28 protein-coding genes and 2 riboswitches are annotated in these 24,245 nt (G+C 66.9%); of the genes, 10 read left to right on the top strand and 18 right to left on the bottom strand.

What is annotated here, in order from left to right; all coding sequences use genetic code 11:
* Positions 1–4: 4 nt before the first annotated feature.
* From ACWEOI_RS19435 to ACWEOI_RS19420, 4 genes are read right to left on the bottom strand one after another with little or no spacing between them, the layout of a single operon-like run.
* Positions 5–871, bottom strand: a complete 867-nt coding sequence (locus ACWEOI_RS19435; RefSeq protein WP_433672531.1) for a hypothetical protein — start codon at positions 869–871, stop codon at positions 5–7.
* Positions 868–1,746 (bottom strand): MinD/ParA family ATP-binding protein, encoded by an 879-nt coding sequence (locus tag ACWEOI_RS19430; protein ID WP_433672532.1) that lies wholly within the window; start codon positions 1,744–1,746, stop codon positions 868–870. The genes ACWEOI_RS19435 and ACWEOI_RS19430 overlap by 4 nt, the downstream gene beginning before the upstream one ends.
* Positions 1,747–1,749: 3 nt before the next feature.
* Positions 1,750–2,898, bottom strand: a complete 1,149-nt coding sequence (locus ACWEOI_RS19425) for a hypothetical protein (protein ID WP_452360474.1) — start codon at positions 2,896–2,898, stop codon at positions 1,750–1,752.
* Positions 2,899–2,920: 22 nt separating this feature from the next.
* Complete coding sequence (locus tag ACWEOI_RS19420; RefSeq protein ID WP_452360473.1) at positions 2,921–4,222, bottom strand: hypothetical protein; 1,302 nt, start codon at positions 4,220–4,222, stop codon at positions 2,921–2,923.
* A 362-nt stretch (positions 4,223–4,584) separates the two neighbouring features.
* Here ACWEOI_RS19420 and ACWEOI_RS19415 point away from each other — a divergent pair, with 362 nt between their 5' ends.
* Positions 4,585–5,241: a hypothetical protein gene (locus ACWEOI_RS19415; protein ID WP_452360472.1), complete on the top strand. Its 657-nt coding sequence runs from the start codon at positions 4,585–4,587 to the stop codon at positions 5,239–5,241.
* Positions 5,242–5,245: 4 nt separating this feature from the next.
* Here the strand turns inward: ACWEOI_RS19415 and ACWEOI_RS19410 are convergent, their stop codons facing one another.
* From ACWEOI_RS19410 to ACWEOI_RS19395, 4 genes are all read right to left on the bottom strand, one after another.
* Positions 5,246–5,560 carry an SMR family transporter gene (locus ACWEOI_RS19410; protein WP_433672536.1) on the bottom strand — a complete coding sequence of 105 codons (315 nt, stop codon included), beginning with the start codon at positions 5,558–5,560 and terminating at the stop codon, positions 5,246–5,248.
* 9 nt (positions 5,561–5,569) lie between these two features.
* Positions 5,570–5,633, bottom strand: a riboswitch (guanidine-III (ykkC-III) riboswitch).
* A gap of 82 nt (positions 5,634–5,715) precedes the next feature.
* A complete protein-coding gene (locus ACWEOI_RS19405) occupies positions 5,716–6,333 on the bottom strand; it encodes a LysE family translocator (protein ID WP_452360471.1) in 618 nt (205 codons plus the stop codon).
* A 39-nt stretch (positions 6,334–6,372) separates the two neighbouring features.
* Positions 6,373–6,573 (bottom strand): DUF397 domain-containing protein, encoded by a 201-nt coding sequence (locus ACWEOI_RS19400; RefSeq protein WP_433672538.1) that lies wholly within the window; start codon positions 6,571–6,573, stop codon positions 6,373–6,375.
* Positions 6,570–7,475, bottom strand: coding sequence for a Scr1 family TA system antitoxin-like transcriptional regulator (locus tag ACWEOI_RS19395; RefSeq protein WP_433672539.1), 906 nt, complete (start codon positions 7,473–7,475; stop codon positions 6,570–6,572). Before ACWEOI_RS19395 ends, ACWEOI_RS19400 begins: the two co-directional genes overlap by 4 nt.
* A 170-nt stretch (positions 7,476–7,645) precedes the next feature.
* Between ACWEOI_RS19395 and ACWEOI_RS19390 the strand changes: the two genes are divergently transcribed.
* Both ACWEOI_RS19390 and ACWEOI_RS19385 read left to right on the top strand, forming a co-directional pair.
* A complete protein-coding gene (locus ACWEOI_RS19390) occupies positions 7,646–7,849 on the top strand; it encodes a hypothetical protein (RefSeq protein WP_452360470.1) in 204 nt (67 codons plus the stop codon).
* Positions 7,850–7,853: 4 nt separating this feature from the next.
* Positions 7,854–8,078, top strand: a complete 225-nt coding sequence (locus ACWEOI_RS19385) for a hypothetical protein (RefSeq protein ID WP_433672541.1) — start codon at positions 7,854–7,856, stop codon at positions 8,076–8,078.
* 19 nt (positions 8,079–8,097) lie between these two features.
* Here the strand turns inward: ACWEOI_RS19385 and ACWEOI_RS19380 are convergent, their stop codons facing one another.
* Together ACWEOI_RS19380 and ACWEOI_RS19375 are read right to left on the bottom strand one after the other, a co-directional pair.
* Complete coding sequence (locus ACWEOI_RS19380) at positions 8,098–8,469, bottom strand: hypothetical protein (protein WP_452360469.1); 372 nt, start codon at positions 8,467–8,469, stop codon at positions 8,098–8,100.
* A 3-nt stretch (positions 8,470–8,472) separates the two neighbouring features.
* A complete protein-coding gene (locus tag ACWEOI_RS19375) occupies positions 8,473–9,249 on the bottom strand; it encodes a hypothetical protein (RefSeq protein WP_452360468.1) in 777 nt (258 codons plus the stop codon).
* 57 nt (positions 9,250–9,306) lie between these two features.
* Here ACWEOI_RS19375 and ACWEOI_RS19370 point away from each other — a divergent pair, with 57 nt between their 5' ends.
* Positions 9,307–9,675, top strand: a complete 369-nt coding sequence (locus ACWEOI_RS19370; RefSeq protein WP_452360467.1) for a hypothetical protein — start codon at positions 9,307–9,309, stop codon at positions 9,673–9,675.
* Between the two features lie 128 nt (positions 9,676–9,803).
* Here ACWEOI_RS19370 and ACWEOI_RS19365 read toward each other — a convergent pair whose 3' ends face one another.
* From ACWEOI_RS19365 to ACWEOI_RS19350, 4 genes are all read right to left on the bottom strand, one after another.
* Positions 9,804–11,291 (bottom strand): ferritin-like domain-containing protein, encoded by a 1,488-nt coding sequence (locus ACWEOI_RS19365; RefSeq protein WP_452360466.1) that lies wholly within the window; start codon positions 11,289–11,291, stop codon positions 9,804–9,806.
* 169 nt (positions 11,292–11,460) lie between these two features.
* A complete protein-coding gene (locus tag ACWEOI_RS19360) occupies positions 11,461–12,747 on the bottom strand; it encodes an ABC transporter ATP-binding protein (protein ID WP_452360465.1) in 1,287 nt (428 codons plus the stop codon).
* Positions 12,748–12,773: 26 nt separating this feature from the next.
* Complete coding sequence (locus tag ACWEOI_RS19355) at positions 12,774–14,531, bottom strand: ABC transporter permease (RefSeq protein WP_452360464.1); 1,758 nt, start codon at positions 14,529–14,531, stop codon at positions 12,774–12,776.
* Positions 14,532–14,567: 36 nt separating this feature from the next.
* A complete protein-coding gene (locus ACWEOI_RS19350) occupies positions 14,568–15,353 on the bottom strand; it encodes a hypothetical protein (protein ID WP_452360463.1) in 786 nt (261 codons plus the stop codon).
* A gap of 354 nt (positions 15,354–15,707) precedes the next feature.
* A riboswitch (M-box (ykoK) riboswitch) is annotated at positions 15,708–15,877 on the bottom strand.
* A 162-nt stretch (positions 15,878–16,039) separates the two neighbouring features.
* On the opposite strand from ACWEOI_RS19350, the gene ACWEOI_RS19345 reads away from it, so the two are divergent.
* The gene (locus ACWEOI_RS19345) at positions 16,040–16,540 is read left to right on the top strand and encodes a hypothetical protein (protein ID WP_452360462.1); all 501 of its coding nucleotides are present in this window, start codon (positions 16,040–16,042) and stop codon (positions 16,538–16,540) included.
* Positions 16,541–16,981: 441 nt separating this feature from the next.
* Positions 16,982–17,944 (top strand): hypothetical protein, encoded by a 963-nt coding sequence (locus tag ACWEOI_RS19340; protein WP_452360461.1) that lies wholly within the window; start codon positions 16,982–16,984, stop codon positions 17,942–17,944.
* A gap of 146 nt (positions 17,945–18,090) precedes the next feature.
* Here the strand turns inward: ACWEOI_RS19340 and ACWEOI_RS19335 are convergent, their stop codons facing one another.
* The gene (locus tag ACWEOI_RS19335) at positions 18,091–18,489 is read right to left on the bottom strand and encodes a VOC family protein (protein ID WP_067834063.1); all 399 of its coding nucleotides are present in this window, start codon (positions 18,487–18,489) and stop codon (positions 18,091–18,093) included.
* A gap of 103 nt (positions 18,490–18,592) precedes the next feature.
* On the opposite strand from ACWEOI_RS19335, the gene ACWEOI_RS19330 reads away from it, so the two are divergent.
* From ACWEOI_RS19330 to ACWEOI_RS19320, 3 genes are all read left to right on the top strand, one after another.
* Positions 18,593–19,579, top strand: a complete 987-nt coding sequence (locus tag ACWEOI_RS19330) for a helix-turn-helix transcriptional regulator (protein ID WP_452360460.1) — start codon at positions 18,593–18,595, stop codon at positions 19,577–19,579.
* A 181-nt stretch (positions 19,580–19,760) separates the two neighbouring features.
* Positions 19,761–20,012 (top strand): hypothetical protein, encoded by a 252-nt coding sequence (locus ACWEOI_RS19325; protein WP_433672554.1) that lies wholly within the window; start codon positions 19,761–19,763, stop codon positions 20,010–20,012.
* A 149-nt stretch (positions 20,013–20,161) separates the two neighbouring features.
* Positions 20,162–20,878 (top strand): LppP/LprE family lipoprotein, encoded by a 717-nt coding sequence (locus ACWEOI_RS19320; protein WP_452360459.1) that lies wholly within the window; start codon positions 20,162–20,164, stop codon positions 20,876–20,878.
* Between the two features lie 69 nt (positions 20,879–20,947).
* Here ACWEOI_RS19320 and ACWEOI_RS19315 read toward each other — a convergent pair whose 3' ends face one another.
* Positions 20,948–21,676 carry an Imm52 family immunity protein gene (locus tag ACWEOI_RS19315; RefSeq protein WP_452360458.1) on the bottom strand — a complete coding sequence of 243 codons (729 nt, stop codon included), beginning with the start codon at positions 21,674–21,676 and terminating at the stop codon, positions 20,948–20,950.
* A gap of 304 nt (positions 21,677–21,980) precedes the next feature.
* On the opposite strand from ACWEOI_RS19315, the gene ACWEOI_RS19310 reads away from it, so the two are divergent.
* On the top strand, positions 21,981–22,289 hold the full coding sequence (locus ACWEOI_RS19310) for a hypothetical protein (protein ID WP_433672557.1): 309 nt from the start codon (positions 21,981–21,983) through the stop codon (positions 22,287–22,289).
* A 73-nt stretch (positions 22,290–22,362) separates the two neighbouring features.
* Here ACWEOI_RS19310 and ACWEOI_RS19305 read toward each other — a convergent pair whose 3' ends face one another.
* Both ACWEOI_RS19305 and ACWEOI_RS19300 read right to left on the bottom strand, forming a co-directional pair.
* Complete coding sequence (locus ACWEOI_RS19305; protein ID WP_452360457.1) at positions 22,363–22,851, bottom strand: hypothetical protein; 489 nt, start codon at positions 22,849–22,851, stop codon at positions 22,363–22,365.
* A 315-nt stretch (positions 22,852–23,166) separates the two neighbouring features.
* Positions 23,167–23,589 carry a CBS domain-containing protein gene (locus tag ACWEOI_RS19300; protein ID WP_433672559.1) on the bottom strand — a complete coding sequence of 141 codons (423 nt, stop codon included), beginning with the start codon at positions 23,587–23,589 and terminating at the stop codon, positions 23,167–23,169.
* Positions 23,590–24,245: the final 656 nt, after the last annotated feature.

Raw genomic sequence — 24,245 nt, 5'->3', positions numbered from 1 at the left:
CAGGTTATGGGCCGACTGGGTCCGCGCCGTGTTGCGCGCGTTCGGTGATCCGGGTCCCGGCTATGCGTGCCGCGGTGAGGATCTGCTCGGCCAGGAGCCGAACCGGTTGCGGGGGAGTGCGGGTGGGATCGCCTTCTTCCATCGGCGAGACTCCGGCGGCGGGATCCCAGGCCGCCATCTCGTAGGGTTCCAGCGCCCGCCATTGCTCGAGCCAGCCGAGCCGCCAGGTGCGGGCGCCCAGCTCGATGGCCAGTCCTTCCATCTCCTCGCGCCGTTGCGCGACCGGAACCGGTAGCGGCCGAGCCGAATCCGCCACCGTCAGCACGCCGACGACCGCGCTCCCGGCGGGCGTCGCCCGCGCCTGATGCGCCAGCAGCGCGCGGTGCAGCGCGTTCACCCCGCGCAGATGACTCCGCCCGACCAGCACCACCAGCGGCGAATCCATATCCGCGCCCGCCCCGATCCGCGCGGGCCACCGCTGTCCGGCATCCCCGGCCCAGCGCAGACTGGCCGCGAGACTGCTGACCCCCGCCCCGCCGTGCACGCCGACCAGCCACAGCAGGGGTGGACGCGGCGGGCGATTCGGTACGGCCCGATGCCACATCGCCACGGGCGGCACGGCGGAAGTCGGCGGATTCTGGTCGATGGCCTCGAAAAGCATGTCCCGGCCGCGTGATTGCTCACCGACACCGCTGGACGGTAGGTGCTCCGCACCGTCCGGGTCCGCTCGTGGCGGGTCGCTTGTGGGGTCCGCGGCTTGCGCCGGGCTCGGGTCGTCGGCGGTGCCGGTGCGCCAGGCTCCCGCGCCGCGTGGCTGCCACGCGGCGGACGGACCGGAAGTCGCGGCGCCCGGGAGCTGGGTGCTGGTCATCGCAGCGCTCCCAGCAAAGTGAGGTAGGCGTCGCGGGTTTCGGCGGCGAGCCGGTGCCAGGAGATGGGGCCGCCGGTGGCGAGGTGCAGATCGAAGGGGATCTGGACGACGGCGCGCACCCAGGAGCCCAGGTGGGTGCGCACATGGTCGATGACGGTGGCGGCGGCGCCGGGCACCTGTTCGGTGAGCACGATGACGGCGTCGCCGACGACGAACTCGCTGAAGTTCTCGTCCAGCCAGGCCAGTGCGGGTTGCAGTCGGTTGATGGCGTCGGGCCGCGCGGCCACCGTGATCACCAGCCCGACCCGGGGATCGGACAGCAGGGGAGCGGCCAACCGGCTGGTGACCGGCGCGCCCGCGTCGAAAACACCCAGCAGCCCGGCGTTTTCGAGATATCTGGCCACCGAGGTCAGGGATTCCCTGCGCGGCAACGGGTCCGGCGTCCGTGTCAGCACCCGCACGCCGGTGGAGGTCTGCCCCGAGCAGGCCCCGACACTGGCGGCCGTCCCCGGATCGCGGGTGCCGAGCCAATTCTGGAGTGAGCTCACGGGTGCGGCGGTATCGCAGCCCCGCAAGGCCACGTCCCCGCCGCCGAGCGTGGCGTCCACCACGACCGGCCACACGTCGCCGTCGCTGTCCACCGCGGCCGCGGCGGCCAATCCGAGCGCGGTGGTGCTGGCGCCCGACGCCCCGGATCCGCCCAGCACCAGCGCCGCGGGAACCGCGGCCCGCACGAGCCGTCCCCGCCCGCCGTGCAATGGCACCGCGTCGGTGGGTGACCCGGCGGGGCCGGGCCGCATCAGGTCACTCTCGTACGACTCCCCGTCGCCGCCGTGGCCGGCCGGTGGCCGGAGCCGGTCGTCGATATCGACCATGGCTCACCGGCTTCCGGCGATGATCGAGGTGATGGTGGTGCGCCCGTCGCGGGTGGCGGTGGTGATGACCTGCTGCCACGAGGTCTGGGTGCCGTCGGGATGCTTCTCGTCGACGTTGACGTTCCACCGGTCGGCGTCGGCCTCGGTGATGGTCACGCAGTGCTGGGTTCCGGCCGGCGTCGCCGAGATCGCGTCGCGCGTGGCCTGTTCCGGCGCGACCCGGGCATCGGCGCTGAGCACCGACCGCACCGCCGCCGCGTCCCGCAACACGTACCACGCGTATTCGAGCCGCATGATCACCCCGGGCCCGCTGTTGAGGTTCCCGGCCCCGGCGCCGCTCACCCGCTGCGGCGTATCCGTCTCCCGGCACCACACGGCCGGCCCCGGCTGATTCCCGCTCGCCGTGCTGGTCCCCGCCGTGCCCCTGGGCGTGCTCGTCGTACTGTTCCCCGGAACGGCCTGCGGCTCATTCGAATCCCCGGCCGACGACATCAGCCACGCCACGCCCGCCACGACCACGAGCGCCAGCGAGACCCCGGCAATCGCGATGGCGCGAGCCCGGATCCGCAGCCGCCGCTGCGTCTGCACCGACCGCCTCCGCGCCTCGTCCACCAGCGCCGCCATCGGATCCTCGGCCCGTAGATCCTCCACGGCTCGCCACTCGTCGTCCCATCCGGAATCCCGCCCCGCCGAAACCGGCTCCGCGGCGGCCCCTTCCGTCAGCCACGAGGCCCACCCCGCCACCTCCACCGGCTGCGTCGCCGCCTCCGGCGCGGCCCCGACCGGCACGATCTCCGGCATCACCGGCCGCCGAACCCCTTCACTCGCTACCGAACCCCCGCGGACCGCGGGTTCGGTCACCGGCTCCAGATCCTCGCCCGGAGCCTCTTCGCGTCGATGGCGTGACGCGCCAGGCTTGGGCACCCGCCGCGTAGGCGCGGATGCGTGATTGCTCGCCTGCGTGGCCGCGGCCGGTGGGATTTCGGCCGACAGGGGTGCGCTGGGTTCGAGTCGCAGGAAATCGCCGTCCGTCCGGTCCGGGACGGACTCGCGATGGTGCGCCGCGGCGGCCGGATCGGCGGCGCGGGGTTCGGGCTGGGCGGGTAGGGGGCCGGGGGCGGAGTCGCTGCCGGCGTTGTTGTCTGCGGTCACGGCGTCATCCGTGTCGTTGCGGTCACGCGCCCGGCAGGGCGGGCTGCAGGGCGGCGATGAAGGCTTCCGGGGTGATCGCGGGCATCTGCGCCACGGCGGCCCGGAACGAATCGACTTGCGCGTTCACGCCTTCCACCACCTGCTCCACCACGGGCGCGGCCTGCGGCACCGCCGCGACGACCTGCTGCCCCGCATCGGCCACCACCTGCTGCACCACCGGCGCGGCCTGCGCCACCGGCTGCTCCATCACCGGAGCCACCGCCTGCGCGACCGGAACCACCTGCTGCTCGATCGCGGCCCCGACCTCCTGCACCGCGGGCACCGCCGCCTGCGCCACGGGCGCAACCTGCTCGATCGCCGCCCCGAGCTGCTGCAACGCGGGCGCCAGCACCTGCGCGACCTGCGCGGGTACTCCAGGCAGCGTGATGACAGCCGAAACCGGTTGCACCCCTTGGTCCACACTGGGTGCGTGCGCCTCGGCATCGATGAGCGACACCGGGGCAGCCGGAGGCGTGGTCGGTGTGCCGCCGGTCAGGCCACCGAGGACACCGCCCGCGACGGCTCCGAGTGCTGCGCCGACGAACATGCCGGGGAATCCACTGATCAGTGAACCGGCCAAGCATCCAACCGAACCGCCGATGCCAGCACCGACCGGTGCACCAACGCCGCCCGTGGGAATGCCGCCGATTGCTGCTCCGGCGACGCCGCCGATGATTCCGCCGACCGCGCATCCACCGACAACGAAAAGCCCAGTGCTGACCATGCCGACACCAGCACCAGCAACACTGCCCGACACGCTGCCAGCGGCCATGCGGTCGGATTGGTCGCGGGGGAAACCCAAGCTGTCGTAGAACGCGGCGATCTGCCACTCCGCCATGTCGAGATAGGACTGAGCCTTGTCTCGGGACTTGGTGTCGACGAAGTCGGGCAGCACGACGGAATTCGTTCCCACACGCAGTTTGTGCGGGTCGGTAGGCATCACTTCTGGCGCATTGGCCGAGGGCTGTTCCGCCTGAGGCGGTGTCACCTCCGGCTCGCCGCCCTGCGGCTGCGTGGCCTGCGGCTGAATGATCGTGTTCTGCTGCGGCGAGGGCGTCGTCTGCTGCTTGGGCCGCGGCCGGTTCGGAGCCGGAATGGGCGGGTCGGGGATGTAATCCGCCGGGCTGGGCGCCGCGGGCGGCGGAGGCTGGGTGCTCAATCCCGGCTGCCCGTCTCCGGGCACGGCGAGCCCCGGCTGCCCCGGCGCCGCGACGGCGACCCCTTGGCCCGCGACCAGCGCGATCGGCAGCATTGACAGCAGGATCGATGTTCGTGTGGTCTTCATCTCCCCAGTTCCCCTTCCCCGAACGGACAGCAGCGGGCTCGCGACCCGATTCCCCCGAACGCCAGGGCATTACGCACCACTGGCAGATGACACAGGCGGCCCACCGGAACCAGGTCCCGATGATCCATCATCAACCCCACCACCTGCGATGATCATGTTGCGGCCCTGATGTTACCCGGATCGTGGGTCCCCGCAACCGGTTCCGTGACAGGAGTGACGAATTGTTAAACCGAACCGATCAACACTGCTGGACCCGCCACCGTGCCCACCCGCGTCATAGAGTGAGCCCGACCGCGCGGCCGCCGAACTCGCGTCCCCGCAACGCTTCTCGACCGTTCTCGGGTTCTACGGGAGGAATCATCGTGCGCGCCAATTCAGCACACCACGCGCAAACTTTCACCGCCGCGGTGGCGGCCCTACTCGTCGCGGCCACTGCCGTCACCGTCTCTGCCTGCGGTCTAGGCGATGAACCCGCCACCAAATCGACTACCACGGCGGCAGATCCGTCCCGCCCGCCCGCCGACGTGCGCTGGGAAAACTACCAGGGTGTCCAGCTCCCGATCGGCGGCCACGACGGCCCCAGCAAACTCGGCACCACCGCCGCCGGATACACCCACACCCCCCAGGGCGCGGCTTTGGCCGCCATCAACCACAGCACTCGCCTGTCCCTGGCCCCCGACGGCGTCTGGCCGCAGGTGGCCGCGATCTCCCTGATTCCCGGCGCCGCCAAGGATTCCTGGGTCCTGGCCAGAGCCCAGATCTCGATCACCGCCCCCGCCGATCAGACCGTGGCCCCCCACATCGCCGCCTACAAACTCACCGCCTACACCCCCGACCGCGCCGACGTCACCGTCTACGCCACGTACTCCGACGCCAGCATCACCGCGTCCGCTCAGACCGTCGTGTGGGTTTCCGACGACTGGCGACTCCAACTCCCCGACCCCACCGCCAAAACCCAGACGGTCCAATCGGTCCCCGCCGTCCCCGCCGACGCGGTGAAACTGACCCCGGCCAAATAGCCGTCTATCCGACCAACTTCAACCCGACCACGCACGCCACGATCCCACCGAGCAGCAGAACCTTGATCGCGCTGACAGCGGCCTCGCCGGTGGCCATCGAGTACACGACCGTCAATACGGCCCCGATCCCCACCCATGCCGCGTAAGCGGTCCCCACGGGCAGTCCGCGCATCGCATAGGCCAGCCCGGCCATACTCGAGACGAGCCCCACTCCGAACACCGCGGTGGGTCCCAGTCGGGTGAATCCCTCCGACTTCCCGAGCGCGGTAGCCCACACGGCTTCGAGAACCCCGGACACCACCAACACCAGCCAAGACATGACTACCTCCGAAGGCCGTCTTGTCGCACGCCGGGTACGGCTCCCTCGTCCGGGCCCCTGATGGGGACTACCTACACCATGGCAAATGTCCAGCGACCCGGGCAAATTTCCAGATGGTGATATCTGCCTCCACCTCGGGACCGCGCAGCTCACGTCTATTGGTTCTGCACGGCCAGCCGTCCCGCGAGTGCGATGAACGAGACCCCGAACATGCGACGCATCCACGTCATGACCGCCGGACGGGAGATGACGCGGCTGCGCACCCCCGCCGCGAAGACGCCGTACACGGCGAACACCACGAAGGTCGCGAGCATGAACAGCCCGCTCAGTTCGAGCATGCGCACGGTGGCGCCGGTGGAGCCGTTCGGCACGAACTGCGGCAGGAACGCGAAGAAGAAGATCGTCAGCTTCGGATTCAGCACATTGAGCAGAACGGCGGACACGATCACCCGCCCGGCGGTGGGCGCGGCCTCCGAACTCTCCTCCGAGATCGCGAGAACTTCCTTGTCCCGCAACGTATTCCACGCCATGTAGAGCAGATAAGCCACGCCCAGGTACTTCAACGTCTGAAATGCCACCGCACTGGCATTGAGCAGCGCCGCCAGCCCGGTGATGGCCGCCACCACATGCGGCACGATCCCCAGCGTGCACCCGAATGCCGCGATCGCACTGGCCCGCACCCCCCGCGCCAACCCCGCGGCCAGCGTGAACAGCACCCCGGTGCCCGGCGTCGCCACAATGACAAGCGTCGTCAACAGAAACTCGATGCTCATCCCCCGCACAGTAACCGAGCGCGGCGCCCACCGCGGCGTCTAACGCCGCCAGACTCCACTGCCCAGGAACCGATCCCACTGCTCCCCGGAGAACACGAGCATCGGCCCACCCGGATCCTTGGAATCCCGCACCCCGACGGTGTGTGCGTTTGTGCCTGCGAAGGCGACCTCGACGCACTCGGATGCGTCGGCGGACCTGGAGGACTTGAACCATTCGGCGTCGCGCAGATTGTTGATCACTTCGCGTACTCCTTCGCGGTGGCCGACAGCAGCTCCCTGGTGTCGTCTTCGCTCAACGCTACTCGCCGGAGATCTGTGATCGCCTGCTGGAAGCGGACGATCACCTGCTCCTGGTCCAAGTAGAGCGCGCCGACGGAGCCTTCGACGTAGACCACCGGCGGTTCCTTGAGATGGTTTGCGAAGGGCGGGAATTCGAGCAGTCCGAACGACTGGAGCGCGAGACCGGCATGCGCGCCGACGCCGAACGGCACTACCCGAACGGACACGTTCTCGCGTGCGCCGATCTCGGCCAAGTGCCGCAGTTGCTCGACCATGGCGGCGAGTCCGCCGGGCTGATGCTTCAGCGTTGCCTCCGACAGGATGGCCTCCAGTCGAAAGTTCTTGTCGTTGAGGCGTTCCTGTCTCTTCGCGGCGAGCTCGAGTCGGCGCTCGACATCGACAGTCGAAAGGTCCGGGTGTGTCGCCTTGATCAGGCTGCGCCGGTATTCGGGCGTCTGCAGTAGCCCGTGGACCATGACGAGTTGGTGGGTCGTGAGGTGATTGGCGGCCGTCTCCAGGTTCAGGTAGTGATCGAAGTGCGGTGTGAATTGGTCGCTGTACGACCGCCACCACCCCTTGGACGTCCCCAGCGCCCTCGACACCAGATCCTGCTGCTTCACCTCTTCCCACAGTGCGAGCAGGTCATCGCGTTCTTGGCTCGGATTCGCGATTCCGTAGAACTCGAGTAAGTCGCGTATTTGAGACGTAGATATTTTGACCCGCTGACCATCTTCCATTCGGCTGATGCTCTGCGGCGACATATCGACGTGCCTACCCGCGACGAATTGTCCTTTACTGGCACGCAACCGGAAGCTGCGCAGAGTGCGCCCAAGTGCCCTACGCGGAAGTGTCGATCCAGCCATTTTGTTAGCCTCGCTATCTGGGGAGCGCCGTACTGGAATAGGCCAATCTGGATGTCCAACAATCTCGGTGGAATTGCGCTCTTAGATGGTGCCAATTGCCCCTGTCTGATGTCTACTGGGATTCGGCGCGCCACACCGAATTTCGAAATGTCATCGAAAGGTAGGCCGAAATGCCCTGGGACGCATGGGCCCTGCTCGCGAGCATCGCCCTCTGTACCGTGATCACCGCCCGCACCGCCGTGGACTCCTACCGCCTGTGGCGTGAGTCCCGCACCGACACTCTCCGCTTGTCGCTCACCGGCGGCGGCCACCTCGATATCCCGTGCCCGCCCGGCCATCCCACCGGCCGCCACCGCAACCACGACTCGAGGTGACCCCATGAATCCCGCCGAAATAGCGGTCCTCACCGCCCTGCACCCGGACCGCACCCTCACCGCCCCGCAGATCCAGCAGTCGGCCACCCTCACCGGCCACCGCACCCGAACCGCCCTGTCCCACCTCGAATCCCGGGGCCTCATCACCCCCAGCCGCCCCCGGGGCCGCTACCGCATCACCCCTCGGGGCCGGGCCGCTCTCGCCACCAAGGCCCGCAGGTTCTCCTGATGCCGAGCCAGGACAAGGGTCAGAGTTCGATGGCGTCTTCCGGGCCGGCAGGCTGGTCGGCCACGGGCTCCGCCTTCCTGCGGAACGTGGCGGCGAGCAGTACCAAGGCCGCGACGATCAGGACGTGGGCGGTGAGCATCACCGCCATGGGGAGGACGAAGCCTTCATCGGTGAGCATGCCGTGGTCGCCGACGCAGTACAGGGTGTAGTTGGTGGACGTGCCGTCGGAGTCGTGGAAGGTGTCGGAGACGACCATGGGTTCGGTGGCCGGGGCCGAACAGAACAGGGGAGCGGTGAGTTTCGCTTCGCCGGGCCAGATGGCGACGGGCACGACGATGCTGAAAGCGCCGACGACGAGGCCGGTCGACAGAGCAGAAATCACACGGGCCATCGCCTACACCTGCTGGGCTCGGAGGAACACGCCGGCGCGGTCGAACTCGACGACCACCTCCGAGCGCGCGGACACGACATTGGCCACCATGCGGATGTCCCGCCCGAAGCGGCTCACCAGAACAGCGGTGACCTGCCCGTCGGGGATCGCACTGCGCGCTCGTGCCGTGTCGACGATGTCTTCGATCCGCGCGAGCCCCGGCACCTCGCTGACCCTGAAGTTCTGGCCGTCCAGGTCGTCGAAGGAGGAAACCCGCACCGGCCGTGGGTCACTCAGATCGCCGAGCGCGAACGAGTAGTCATCCATCACACGAGACTGTCCGGGCGGCCGGACCCGCACCCGGACAGTCGGTTCGCGCGCGGTGAAGTCGCCCCCGTCGAAGAACTTCGTCACCTGTGCGGGCTGGTCGTTGACCACCATCCGGAACCGAGTCGAGTTCGGCGCCGTCAACAGCATGACGTTCACCTCCGGATCGCTCGCCCCGATCCGCTGCCCCAACGCGGCGACCGCCCCCTGCGGCAACGCACTCACCAACCCACCCCCGCGCGCCCGAATCGCGTTCTCGAATTCCGCCCGATCCACCGCCCCGATACACCCACTGGTACTCCCGAGCACGGCCAAGCACACCACGACACGAAACCAGCCGCCACCACGCATATCCCGAATGCTATGCGTCACCGTCCGCTCGCGCTGTGCTGCTCCTCGACCGGATGTGCTTGCCATGCGGCGATTTGCCGCCAGCCGCAACTTCTTGCTATCGAGTGAATCGGTCTGTCGCACATACGGTTTGCGGAAATCTGAGCATCGATTGCTCAGCTCGGTTTGATTAGGAATGCGATGAGAAGACTTGCCGCCGCCGCAGCAGTATTGATTTCGATGCTGGGCGCGTTCACCGCCGCCAACGCCCCGCAGGCCTCGGCCGACTCCCGGGACGGATGCCCCTACCCCTACGTCTGCTTCTATCTGACGAAGGCCACCTGGGACAACCGTCAGCCCACCGCCATGTTCCAGGACAAGGGCTACTGGCAGAACCTCGGCTCGAACAGCCGCGGCGCCTGGGGAGTGGTCAACACCAGAAACGATGACGCCGCCCTGATCAAGGACTCCTCCGGCTACATCTCCTGCGCCGGCCCGAACGGCAGCCTCTCCGGACCCGGCATCGCCCCGTTTACCCAGGTCAAGATCGTGGACACCCCGCACTGCTGAGTTCCGGGCGGGCCTGCGCCGCCCGCCCCGTCCTCGCATCGGCGACCCCATACGCCCAACACCCTTGGAAGCCAAACGAATTCGAATGCCCTATTCAGCGGCTGCGGACGGTGGATGACTCCTGGTTCTCAGCCGGCACGTCGAGCAAAGGGCTCGGCTTGTGCACGTAGACGTGCTGCGATCGCGGCCGGGTCGGTGACGGCTGGTAGCTGGGAGATTCCGTCGGCGAGCTGGTGTAGCGCAAACGTCAGGATGCGCCATTCGGAGGGACCGTTGAGCAGTGGGCGCAGCGCGCGCGGTGCCTCGAAGGTGAGTCCAGCGTTGATTCCTGGGTGTGTCGTGGAGGCGGGCAGTTGCGCCAGAGCCGTTCCGAGTGTGCTGATGATGCCCATCATGCTGATCGCAGTGTCGATCAGCGCCAATCTGTCGGCGGGGGCGCTGTCGGCGGGTCGGCCGTAAGCCTGGTTGAGGCAGCACAGCATCAGGGTGTAGACGGCGTTTCCGGCGTCGTTGACGGCGGCGGCCTCGGGCGCGTCGATGTAGATCTTGCCCGCGGGTTCGGGCGGGCGGCGCATCACCGGATTGGTGGCGACCGGCCATGACGGAGTGAATGCCGGGTCCTCGGCGAGGATCTGCTGGTATTCGGTCCGTAGGGCTTGTAGCCGCGCGAAGTGGTTGTGATCCTCCTTGGCCGGTCCGCCTTCGCCTTGGGTGATGATGGTGTCGATGGCCGTGGTCGCCTCGGCGAGGTTCGTGATCGAGATGAGTCCGGGCAAGGCGACGACATCGGGGCCGACCTGGGCCGCGGATCCCCCGCAGAACAGGATGTCCTCGCCCTGGGAGGAGGCCAGGTCGGCCAGTGATCGTGCAATGGCTTGGTAGAGGTCGCCGATGGTCGGATAGTCCTGGCCGGCCGGGAAGAACCTGCCGGCGGCCGTGCCGCGGAGATAGTCGGGCCCCCCGCCGAATGCCGGCGGGTCGGTGACGGTGCTGCCGAAGGGCCGTTCCAGGAAGATCAGGTGGTCGAGCGTCTCGAGGTCGAATCCCGCCAGGGCCAGCCGAATGTCGGCAGGGTGACAGCCCGGTGGAACGGGGAAGTTCTGCCGCCCGAAGTGGGGGTGGGCTCCGAGCGCGACCATCAGGTTGGACACCAGCGCGAGGTGAACCATTTCCTCGACAGCGATGCTGATCAGCTCATCGCGCCAGCGCCGTACCGCTTCGGCTTGCCGCGGTGGCAGGCCCCCCGCCGGATCTGTGCGTAGCCCGAACGCCGCGTACAGGTACCCGCACATCACCCCGTGTTCGAGTTCGGCGGCCTCGGCCAGTACCGAGAGCAGTTGGGCCATGGTCGGGATCCGCAAGGTCGGTTCAGCGCCGACCGTCATCGGGCACCTCCGAGGTCGGGCAACAGCGTCGCGGCATGATGGGCGAACGCTTCGGGATAGCGGGCGATCAGAGGCCGGTAGCGGGCCATGGCGCGGATCCTCCGTGTTCTGCGCGAGTGGGCGCAGCAGGGTGAGCGCAGGTTCGGGGTGCCGGTGAAGGAGCGTGTAACCAGGTACAAAACCGATTTCGGTGAAGAATTTCCACCGTGATATTCGGGTGCTCGATTCCATTTTTGATCATACGACCCGAAACGGGCAAATGGACTGAGTGTCGAGAGTGGCGACCTTCGCCTGGTCGCGATCGATTCACCGGTAGGTCCACACCATCCCCCGGTGGCCCGGGTGCAGGCCATGCGCGAGGGCACGCGCCGCGCCCGGGCTCGCGGCAACAGCTGACGCCTCAGGCCTCGTCCGGATGCCGCGTCAGCAGCCGCTCGGCGGCGTCGTACTCGTAGAGTTCAGCGTAGCGGCCCCAGTCGATGGCGATCCGCAGCTGTCGCCGCGCGACGTCCTCGGTGAAGCCCCGCCGCAGCAGGTCGAGGAAGAAGCCGTCGCGCAGTCGCTGGTTGCGCGCGCTGGTCAGCGCGTGGTCGATCGCCGCGATCAGGGGCGCATTGGCTCGTGCCAGCCGCGCGAAAATGGCCTTCGCACTGTCGATATCGGCCTCGGTGAACAGGGTGCCGTCGAGGGTGAGCTCGATATCCCCGTCGGCGGTGGTGGCCAGCCCCAGCATGGTGGCGGCGTCGACCAGCGGCATCAGATCGTCGACCTCGAAGCGCAGCCCGCCCGCCAGATCTGGCAGGTCGGCCCGCCCGCCCTGGGCGGCAACAAAATCCAGCATGCCGCCGATTCCGTCCACCCCGGCATCGGGCAGCGGCCGGGTGGTGGGGCTGGGGGTGATGCTCGGCCAGCTGCCATCGAAGGTGGCGTCGGTGAGCATCCGATAGGCCTGGTCCACCAGCGCCTGGAACCCCGCGCCGCGCGGGTCTCGCGGCTGCGGGAGACGCACCTGGATCTCACCCTTGATTCTCCCGGGATTGTTGTCCAGCACCAGGATTCGGTCGGCCAGCTGCACGGCCTCCTCGATATTGTGGGTGACCAGCAGCATGGTTTTGGTGGGGAAGGCGGTCTCCGCCCACAGTCGCATGAGTTCGCCGCGCAGGTTCTCGGCGGTCAAGACGTCCAGCGCTGAGAACGGCTCATCCATGAGCAGCACCTCCGGCTGCACCACCAGGGCGCGGGCGAATCCCACTCGTTGGCGCATGCCGCCGGAAAGCTCCTTGGGATAGGCGTTCTCGAAGCCGTCCAGGCCGATCATGTCGATGGCGTCGGTTACCCGCTCGGCGCGCTCCCAGGCCGAAACACCTTGGGCGCGAAGGCCGAGTTCGACGTTCTGCCGCACGGTCAGCCACGGCATCAACGCGAAGGTCTGGAACACCATGGCGGTATCGGCATTCGGCTCGGTGATCTCGGTCTGCCGGATGCGCGCGGACCCCGCGGAGGGGAGCATCAGGCCCGCGATGATCCGCAGTAGCGTGGACTTTCCGGAGCCGGATTTGCCCAGCAGCGCGACGATTTCGCCCTCGCGCAGCTCGAGGCAGACATCCGAGAGCACCGGTAGCTGCTCGCCGGAGGGGTTGGTGAAGTTCTTGGTGACACGATCGACGGTGATGATGGGGGCGGACACGATGGGTCCTCCTTTCGAAAAGTGTTTCAGCTCAGCGAGAATCGTCGTTCGGCGGTGCGCTGCAGGCGTCGCCACAACAGGCGGTTGATCGTCACCGTGACCACGCTCATCACCACGGTGCCGAGCAGCACCCTGGCGAAGACGTCGTCGGTGGTGGCGTTGGTGATGTACGCGCCCAGGCCGTAGGCCTCCATACGCGTGTTCCCGGCCTCCACGACCTCGCCGACCAGCGTGGCGTTCCACGCGCCGCCGAACGCGGTGATCGCGCCGACCACGTAGCCGGGCGCGATCGCGGGCAATATCAACGACTTCCAGCGCTGCACGCCGTGCACGCCGAGATCGTCCATGGCCTCGCGCAGGTCCGTCGGGATCTGCCCGGCCGCCGCGATCACGTTGAACAGCACGTACCACTGCGCACCCAGCGCCATCAGCACGATGCCGCCGACATTCAGTGAGATGCCGGTGTAGGTGAGCGCCGCGATGACGAAGATGAACAAGAACTGGGCCGGGAAACTGGCCAGCACCTGCACCACCGGCTGAGCGAACCGGCAGACGCGCGGATTCATCCCGATCCACACGCCGACCGGCACCCACACGATGGTGGAGACCACCAGCAGCACGATCACGCGGCCGAGGCTGGCCAGCCCCATCAGCGAGGTCGGCCCGAATTCGGCCAGGCCCACGGTTCGTTCGAAGTAGGAGGCGAGTGCCCAGGTGCCCCAGGCGAGCGCGGCGAAGAGCAGTCCGAAGAAGAGCACATCGCCGATGCGGCTGCCCGCGCGCTCGTCGTAGGCGGAACGGGTGCTGCGCCCGAAGACCCGCATGAGGCGATCGACGTGCTCACCGACCGGCCGTAGCACCCGTGCCAGCCGGCCCGGCACCGTGCTGCGGCGCAGCAGGTCGAGCACCAGACTCCTCGGGGCCTGCGCACTTTCGGTGTGCTCCACCCGGAATCGCTCCGACCACGCCGTGAGCGGCCGCCAGAACACCACGTTCACCAGGACGATGGTGAGCACCATGACCAGCGCACCCACGATGAGATTGCCGACCTGGGCCTCTGAGGTGGCCGCCGCGATGAAGCTACCCATGCCGGGCAACGCTTCGTCCCGGCCGGATACCGTGATGACCTCCGAGGCCGCGAGCATGAACCACGCGCCGCCGAAGCTCATCATGCCGTTCCAGATCATCGGCACCATCGCCGTCGGCACCTCCAGCTGCCACAACCGCTGCCAGCGGGTGAGCCGCATCATGCGGGCCGAATCATCCAGCTCCCGGGGCATATTGCGCAGCGCCTGGTAGTAGGCGAAGGTCATGTTCCAGGCCTGCGCGGTGAAGATGGCGAAGATGCACGCCGCCTCCGCGCCCAGATACGAGCCGTGGAACAGGCCCACGAACGCGGTGACCGTGATCGAGACCAGCGCCAGCACCGGTACCGACTGCAGCACGTCGAGGGCCGGGATGAGCACCTTCTCGGCCCGCCGCGAGCGCGCCGCCCACTGGCCGACGATCAGTGTGAAGAGGATGGACGCCGCCAGCCCGATGAACATGCGCAGCGTGGTGCGGGCCGCGTAATAGGGCAGATTCGCGGGATCGGTCGATACGGCCTCGGTTCCGGTATCCGGCGTCCAGGGCACCGACATGTCCCGAATCAGCCGCAGCACCAGCAGGATCAGCAGCACGCCCGCGCCGATGATCAGGTAGTCCACCGCTCGGAGCCGGCCGCGTGCCCGCGGTATCTCGGGAGTCGTCTTGGGGCGGTCCGGAATTGCCAATTCAAGAGTCATTGCTGTTCACCTCGCTCCGAGGGGCTTCGTCGCAACTCAGTTGGTCGATTCGGCGGCGACCGCGGGCGGTGCGGTCATGACGTTGAAGGCGTGCACGGCCGAGGCCAGCACCGCCGGTACGCCGACGAGCAGGTTGAAAACCACGACGCCGATCCCGGCCCCGGCCACCGCGCCCTCCAGACAGCCGGTGATGGCGCCGGGAATCGCCAACGTGCCCAACGTCAATGCGCCGACCGCGAGACCCTGGCCCGCGCCCAGCAGGACGCAGCCCAGCGGCGCGCCGATGACGGCACCCAGCAGCGTGCCCACCGCCAGGGCCACGGTGAGCTCGTTGTTGACGTTCTGGAAGACGGTATTCATCCGATCCTCGAAGCTGTCGGGATCGGCAATCTGCTGTGCCGCAGGGTCTTCGGCTTGTGCCTCCGCGACGGCGTGCAGCTCCGCGGCGATGCGTCGTTCCTCGGCGCTGACCGGTCGGGCCCGATCCGGGTTCGGGGTGAGGGTGGCGCTGTCGCCGTCGATGCGGGCGTCGATCGGGTACGTCGTGTCCTGCTTCGTGAGGGTCAGCGGGATCGCCCCCACGACCACGCCCTGCGGATCGAGGATCTGCAGCTGGTCGGTGGTGGTTCGGAACGTGCCGAGGTCGGTGTGCAGCACCACCGATCGGTCCACGATCCGGGCGTCGCCGGATACGGCCTGAACGTTCACAGCGTCGGCGAGCCGGACGTCCGGTCCGGGTGCCGTGGCCGAAGCGGCGGCCGGGGCGACCAGTCCGGCGGCGGTCAGCGCCGCGGTGGCGAATGCGAGCAAGCGAATTCTCATCGGGATGTTTCCCCTCGGGATACCGCTGCCCGCATCGGTTTCCGGGCAGCATCGAATACCGTCGAGCACGGTGGTGCCGACGGGTCGGATATATGCGAATCTCCGAATTCATTCGTGAAATGTGCACGCGAATAATCCGGTGCCGCGTAGGCGGCATCGTGATATCGGAGAATTATGTGCGTCGAGATATCGACGCGGTGTTGGTGTGCTGGCTAGCGGCCCGGACCGAGGTGGAGGGGCCGGCCCGGAGATCCCGGGTCATCATCGGGTGTCATCTTGCTACCCGACCTCCTCACTGGTAGAACGCGATTCGTCAACGCACGCGGGGAGGTCGCCCGGAACTCTCGGGGCGGACGCACACCCCTCTCGTCAGAGTTTTGGCACTGCACGACGTGTTCCGAATCGGAAAGCCACTTTGGATTACCCCTTGATCCGGAGAAATCTGTCCTAACCTTGGGCGTCTCTCGACGTCGTCAGATCAGTGGCCTATGTTCGTGCAGGAGCCTCGCCTATCGAGGTGCAACAGGGAACCTAGTTAAAGACTCGCTAAAAGTCAAAGCCGCTATTCGCATATCGGCGAGCCCTGTGTCACATCGGCGCGCCGGACCGTCGATCGGACATTTCAGATGTGTCGGCGACGCTGGTCGGCGTGGTGAGATCCCTGTTCGAGCGGGAGGACCGCGTCCATGGGCGCGTCATCCATGGCCGCACCACCTCCGACTGGATCGACACCGCGGTCGACACCGGCGGCCAAGCCGGCGCGGCTGACCACCAAACAACCCGTCCTGACCGTGCCGATCCGGCGCGGGCTGAACGTACGTACCGCGCAGACCGAACCGGCCAGTGCGCCCAGCAGCCGGAACCTGGTGCGGTACAGAACGTCCTCAACTGCCGAATGCCGAGTGGCGTACACCCGTGAGGCGGTATATTGCGAAGCGCAACTGTTTCACATCAAGTATCGGGGAATACTCATGCGTCGTACCCTTGCCCTCGTCGTGCTCACCGCCGCGGTCCTCACCGCCGGAACGGGTTTGGCCGCAGCCGAATCGCCGTCGACCGGTTCGGCCTCGGGTTCGGCCGGGACTGTCGCCACTGTTCTCTGCGCGGTGGTCAAGATCTCGGCCTGCTCGATCTCGGTTCCTGAAAACAACCTGCCGGTCTCGACGCCCGAGAACACAGTGCGGTAAATGACGCCAGCGGAAGGATCGCCGATTGCTCAGTCCGGCGGTGGTGGGGTGGGCACCGGATCAAGCGGCCGACTGATGCACTGAAATCCGCATTCCCCGCTGATCGAACCGGCCAACGCGGGGCGTTGGCGACTGGAATCTGTTGCGGCGCAGAACTTCCGCCCATGCCGGTGGTGGACGGTTAGAGCCGTTGTCAGCTGCCTAGCGGGCGGCGAGACCGGCTGCGACCCGAACGGCCTGCCTTCGTTGTGCCGCCTGCGACATCGGGCGAGCGCCATTGGTGAGGCTATTGGCCGGCGCTGGGCGTATCTGAATTGCCGCCGATCCTGCTTGTACCCGCGATGTCCTCCGAACAGGTTGGGGCTCCGCGACTTCGGAGTCACCATGATTTCTCCACACTTTGTCACCGGATCGCGCACAACTGGCCGATATAGTGGCCGCGTGTCTGCTCGTGGTACATCGTGGAATCGCTTGAACCGTCTCGCGTACCTATTGCAGGTCATTGCTGTCGGCGCCCTGGCTGTAGCGTGGCTGGCGATCGGGCTCGGACTGTTCTCGAGGTCGGGAGTAGATCTCGAAGCGGGTGACCGATTCGCCGCCAACCCCACGGTCTATTGGCCGTACCTGTTTGTGATCAGCCCGCTGCTGTTCGTCACTGGCCTTTTCGGGCTGTTGCCATACCCGTTCGCTCCTGGCGGCACCATCGCGGGTGGAATTGTTGCCAGTTTTTTCGCTCAATGGGTGGGAACCGAGCTGTACTTGTCCGACCTCAAGCCAGAGCTACCCGGACGCCTCGAAACGAGCTTCGGTGCTGCGTGTTTCGCAGTTGCCGTAGCGTTCACGGCAGCGATCGTGCATGTGTACAGCACCCGATCCGGTCGGACGCGTGTCGCTTCGATTCGAGGCGGAGCAGGGCTGGTAATTGCCATTCTCGTCAGTGCCTGGGTCACGATTCCGCCCCTGATGGCGGGCAGTGGCGCCCCGTCCGGTGTCCTGGCTGGGCTCGTCGCCGATGCCTACTGCGGCAGGAAAGTGTCGGACTGGATGGACGAGGGACAGGCGGCGATCTATACGGGCGACGGGACACAGTGGTTGCCGGTGAAGGCTGCGCCGGACAACAGGTTCGGGGTCCTGGTCACTCTGCGTGACGGCATGGGCAGCGTCGAAACCACCCCGCCGACCGCGATTTCCTTCCGAGACGAGCTGCCATTCAGTTCGGGTCCGCCGGCAACCGAATTGCGTCTGCATCAGTCTGGTACAGGCAACCGGTCCGCGTTTACTCGTCTGCGTGATCCGAAGTGTGAGCCCGGCAGTAACCGGGTGGTTTCGGCGAACTATTACTATGAGGAATACGGCGGAACGAACAACTCTTCGATTCAGGGCAAGGTATTTCGTAGCAGGTAACACGCTGACAAGTGTGTTGACAGCCGTCGCTGATCCGGATGTCTGCATAGCGCGCACCACGTCGAGCAGCCGTGGTCGTCCCGAAGATCAACGGCCCGAGGTGAACTCGGGCCGTTTCAGTGCCCACTTATGCCGATGAGCGGATATCAACCGGCGAACTTCGCGGCGGCTTGCGCGGTGACCGGGGTGAAGAGGTTGATCAGGTTGCCGTCGGGATCGCGAAACAGCAACGACCGGTTCCCCCACGGCATCGTCGTGGGCTCGTTGACGAAATCCTCGACCGTGTCTCGCAACCGCCGGTAATCGGCATCGACGTCAGGGACCAGGAATTCGATGATCGCCGTGTGATTGTCGGCTGGGTGCGCGCTGCCCGCGGCGAACAGCGCCACGGTGCGGGTGCTTCCGATCGCGAGGGTGCCGGCGGGTGTGACGATTTCGGCGAAATCCGGTGTAGCCCAGTTCGCTTCGACACCGGTCACGTGCTGATAGAAGCTGACCAGCCGCTGGATGTCGTCAGTGATCAGGCGGATCGAGACGAGCTTCATTGTGTGCTCCTGCTGTCGGATGAGGCGGAGGTTCCACCGCCGCACGCCACGGTAGAGCCGATACCGGACAGTTTCCGCCCGGTATAGATGAGAGAATTTCCCGATGACGCGCCCCACCGCCCGAGTGCTGGCCCTGCTCGAGCTGTTGCAGACCGGCGGTACTCATACCGTCGGCGAACTCGCCGGACGGCTCGGCGTCGATGAACGCACCGTCAGGCGATACGTCACACATCTCACCGACCTGGATATCCCGGTCCGGTCGGTGCGGGGCCGCTACGGGGGATACCGGCTCGCTCCCGGATACCGAATGCCACCGCTGATGCTGACCGACGACGAGGCGGTGGCCGTGTTACTCGGGCTCCTCACCAGCCGCGGCGCCGACCGGCCGACAGCGGCTGCCCGCGCAGCCGACAGCGCGACGGCCAAACTCCGCCGCGTCCTCCCCCCACGTCTGACGGCCCGGCTGGACGCACTGATCAACACCGTCGAATTCACCGCCGACGCGCGTCCGGAAGTGGCTGTCGAGACCGCCGTCCTGCTCCGGCTCGCCGAGGCCACCCGCGAGCACCGACCGGTCGCAATCGAGTACACCGACCGAAACGGGCGGTCCAGCCGACGGACCGTGCACCCCTACGGGCTCGTCGACCACTCCGGCCGGTGGTATCTGACAGGGATGGACAGCAACAGCGACGAACTACGCCAGTTCCGGCTGGACCGCATCACCGCGGTGAGCACACAGCCCGGAACGTTCGCTCCGCCCACCGAATTCGAGCCGGCCGCTCATCTGCTGTCCGCATTGGCCGACGCGCCCTATCGGCACGAGGTATCGGTCCGAGTCCAGGGCACACTCACCCAGGTCCGCCCGCTGCTCCCCGCGACGATCGCGACCGTGCATGAGATCGCCTCGCAACCCGCTGACACCAACCCATGGGTCCGGATCCGAATCCGCGCCGAACAACTCGACTGGATTCCCGCCGTGCTCGCCGGCTTGAACCGCCCGTTCATCATCGAGCACCCCGACACACTCAACGACGCCGTACGCGCCCTGGCCAGCCGACTCACCGCGGCCGCCGACGGCCGAAACCCGTAGGTAGCAGCCCGGACGCTCGGTAATGCCGCCTACCGCGCTGACCGAACCGGCCAGCGCGGGCGCCGGCGGCCCGAACCTCGTGCGGGTACAGAATGTCCTCAACTGCCGAATTGAGCGTGGTTAGACACGGTGACTGGGTTCGCGGGCACGATCCGCCAGCTGATTAGGGGCATTGGGCATTATGTTCGAGGCGAGCGGGATACAGCTAGCTGGCTTGATCGTGGCTCTCATCTCAGAGGGATTCGCGATCGCCGCGGGGGTCTACGCCTTCCTCGAACAGCACTACCGAGACTCGGCGGATCGAATCAGGATGACGCAGTTTGGTGTCGTCCTCCTCGCAGCCACCGCGGCCGCGCGACGGGACAGCACCCAGGCCACGCCGGCCCTGTACGGCGGTGTCACTGGTATCGCCGGGGAGCTGTCACCACGCTGACGGGCTGGTCGAATTGCCTTCGCGCCCCGAATTTTTGGGGCATCCCGCCCGTAAGCGCTCCGATAACGCCGCCCCGATCTGGCTCGATGACCAGTTTGTCCTTCCATCTGGATGGAAGTCGGGGATGACGTGTCGATGCGAGGAGAAATATGAAGGCCAGATCTGTGCTGTTCGCCGTGTTCGCCACCACCCTGGTGGCGGCCGCGAGCGGATGCTCCGGCAACTCGTCGACCCCGGCGGCGACAGCGACCACGACAGTGGCCGCATCCCAGGCGACGACCGTAGCGGCGCAAGGCAACCAGCCGGCTCCGCCGCCTGCCCAGGCCCCGGACAGCCAGGGTGGCAATCCAGCTGCGGGCGAAGCCAATTCGCCGCAGGCCGCACCTGCCACCAGTGTCGCGACCGACACGCCGCAGTCCACGATCGTCCCGGTGACCACCAGTTCGGCACCCAACGGCAGTGGCCACGGAATGTGCTTCGACCCCAATTCCGGGCTCGCCAATTCGGCGATCAAGAGTCTCGCCCCGGCCGGGAACGGCACATGGGGCAATCCGTACGCGAGCGAAGACCCGATCTCGGCGGGCTGCGATGGCGTGCTGACGTGGATGACGGTGGAATCGGGCAATATTCACCCGTACACCCATGTCCTGTTCTTCACCAACGGCACCTACCTGGGTACCGCGACGTCCAAGCCCTACGGCTACACCGAGGTCATCGGAAAGACCGCGAATACCGTCTCGGTGCAGTACAAGTGGGCGAAATCCGATGACGCCCTGTGCTGCCCGACCGGCGGCCCCAGCGTGGTGACCTTCACCCTCTCGGGTGGCAAGGTGGTGGCGAAGGGGCAGTTCCCGCCGAGCAATTGAGTGTCAGGCCGATGCTCGGGGCGGGTGGACCCATCCCGAGCATCGGCGGGGTGAGAGCGGGCGCGGGTGTCAGAACGTGGCGCGGTCGAACGGGATCGGGAGCTTTTCCAAGGCCCCGGCGGCGCGCAGTCGGGTGTTCGCTTCGAGGATCGTCTCGATGGCCGGGGAGTGCGTGCCGTCCCCGGTGAGGTCGATGACCAGTCCATCGTGTGCGGTGCGGACGTAGCTCGCAGGCAGCGCTGCGGGTGCGAGGGCCGCTCGGCGAGCGGAGAGGAAGACCGCACGCCCGCAGCGGGGGTCGCTGTTGGCCAGGTCGAACCGTTCGGCCACGGCGCGGTACTGATGCCTGTCGTAGACCTGTCCGGCATCGATCTCCCAATGCTCCGCGAGCAGACGCAGGATCCGCGGAGCGCGCCGGATCACCCGCGTGGTCTCGTCGATCTCGCGTGACCGGAAGGCGAGTACGACGGAGTTCACCGTGTAGCGCGAGGTACTGCCCGCGTGAACCGCCATGGACACGTTCGCGGTACCCGGGTTCTGCGCCCACAGCGATGTCGTATACCCGAAGACGTCAAGGTCGGGACCGGTATTCGTGCGCTCGATGTAATCCGCCAGCGCGGGGACCGAGGGCTCCAGTACGGGATCGGACGGGCGATCAGTGCTGGCCTCGTGCCATCGCTCGAACGTCGAGCCATCGATGTCCTCGAGCCCGCGCAGCGTGGCATACCAGCGTTCCGCGATGCCCGGCACGGATTCCTCGCGCGGACCCCAGAACCCGTTGACTACGACGTCCAGCAAGACACGCACTCCTTCACCCACGGTCGGCCGCCCCGTGCGGCGCCGCCGCCACCATAAGCCGCGGGCCCGACAGCCTGACTGAATCGACGGTCGTAAACCGCAGGCGCTGAGGGCTTCTCGATCGCAAGGTCAGTTCGGATGTCCGCACCACGTTCCCCGGGAGACTCGACGTAGCTCCAGCCGGCGTGGAGGCAGTGCGCTGGTCTGTAGTGCCGACCACAGAAGTAGGGGCAGAAGACTTGAAACTCTGATGCTTCAGACATGCGTAGGGTGGCACCGACATCACGAAATATGAGGAGCGCCCATGAAAGCCGCTGCCCGCCAACGCATTCTCGCCGCTGCGGCCGGATGCCTGATCACCGCCGCAGCCGCCGGAACCGCTGGCGCCGCGCCCCTGGACCTGCAGCCCGCGGTCGAAGGACCCGTCGCGGCCGGAGGGCCCGTCTCGCCTGTCGTGGCCGAAACCGGATCGTTCGAACGCGCCCTCGGCGGCGATGTGGGGTTCTCGGTGAGCCAAGGCTCGAGTGACATGTACTGGAACGTAGTCAAATTGGTGGTCTGCGACCTGCTGCGAGCCGGTCCGTTCATCTGCGCCCCCGGTGTCAGCCGCTGAGTGCATCTGGCACTCGACCGCGTAGTCGAGAACGTGGCACCTGCGCGCGGATCCGAAGGCCAGGATCGCGCGCCTAGTTCATCCCGAACGTCACGGTGTGGCCGCCGGTGCTACCGGTTTGAAAGCCGTTCAGGATCGTTTGGATCGGGTTCGGGATGAAGGAGGAACTTCCAGTGGTGCCGCTGGACTTGACGTCGGTGGACTGCTGGCTGGTCGTGCCATCCGCATTCTTCTGCGAGGCGACGATGTGCTGGTCGCCGGCAGCCAGGTTGATTTCGACGTTGACGACGTAATTGACGCCGTTGGCGCCGTTGGTTGGCTTCAGCGCGAATGGGCTGCCCCCCAGCGTCACTCCGTTGACCGCAATCGTCACCGGGGTCGAGGTCGTCGCTCCCACGGAGATGTATGCCTCCTGGGTCCCGCCGCTGCCGGTGCGGCTGAACAGCTGGACGGAGACGATGTCGGCCGATGCTGGGGCTGCTCCGGTAATGAGCGCGGCTGCTGAAGCGGCCGCTACGGCGATGGCGCTGAGCCCTGTGATGGGCAGCTTCTTGACGTTCATGAATGGAGCGGGGGTCCGGGCCGCCCGGTTCTGAGTGTTCACGGGGCTGAAGCTATGTGAAATAGGCTCGTTCTAAACGAGATTGAGCGCCCCCTGTTTCTTTGGCAGCGCTTCCCGGGGGAGGCTCCACGGCGACCCGGACCGAGGTGTTCGGAGAACGATCGTTCTCCGAACACCTCCCTTGGTGTCGAGGCCCGTTGCTTGGAGGGTTCGGCGACCTGCTCGCGCGAAATCACCTACCGCGAGCGCACCGCCGCCGGTCCGCACCACCCCTCTTGGCGCGGACTGCGATTCGACACCGGTACGGCTTGCGGCTCAAGGCCTTCCGTAGATGGCCGTGACGAAGTCACCGAGGGATTCGTCGTCCAGATGCCTGGCCAGGTCCGACTCGCTGATCATCCCGACCATCCGCTTGTTGCCGTCGATCACCGGCAGACGCTTGATTCGATGGACTTCCATCGAATCGAGGACATCATCGACGTCGGCGTCCTCGGCGATCCAGCGTGGCGTGGCCTCGCACAGATCGCGTGCCTGGGTGGTATCGGGGGAGTGTCCCCGGGCGATGCACTTCACCACGATGTCGCGGTCGGTGATGATGCCGACCATCCGCTCGTTCTCGTCGGCGATGACGATCGATCCGACATCGAGGTCGGCCATCACTCGCGCCGCTCTGGCGACCGTCTCGTCCTGGGATATCCATCGAGCGCCGGGCTTCATGATGTCGCGTGCCGTGGTCATAGAGCTACCTCCTCATATCCAGCAGAGCTGATCAATGGGATGAAGCGCCTCCATTCTCCAGGAGATCGTGGCGCGGGGTGGGGGATTGCGGACACTCTTGCCACGGGCCGGGAGCCGACCCTCACCTCGGAGCCTGTAGGCCGCTGACCTGGGCGGCATCGGGCATCGGATCGACCGTAGCCTGTCGTTGACCTTGAACGCCTACCATCGATCAGGTCGGCCTCCGCTTTCGCGGTGGCGCGGACCTTCGGCAACGTCGCCTGGGCCTTCGTGGCATTCCTCGGGCGCGGTCGACCTCGGCGTAATTACCGCCGCCGCGAGCTGAGAATCCAGCCCGCCTCGGTGAGACCGGACGTCGGGCAGCGATTCGAAGGTGCGCCATGACAGCAACACCGCCCGAACAACACGACGACAGATTCGCCCGCCGACCGGCTGAGCGGCGTACGCCGCCGCCCACCATCACACGAGATGCCGATGAGGATGTGCCATTGCGCTGGCCGGAACCGAGCAAACTCGAACCCTGGTGGGACGCCGTGATGCAGCACGCGGACGAACCACACACCCACACCTGACCAGCACGGTCAGTACGTACTCGGCGATACGGCTAGGTGCAGAACTCGAAATCACCGGACCGCCGCCCGAGCCCTCGCCATGGA

The sequence above is a fragment of the Nocardia sp. NPDC004340 genome (genome assembly GCF_053602575.1).
This window is presented reverse-complemented; position numbering and strand designations above follow the sequence as displayed.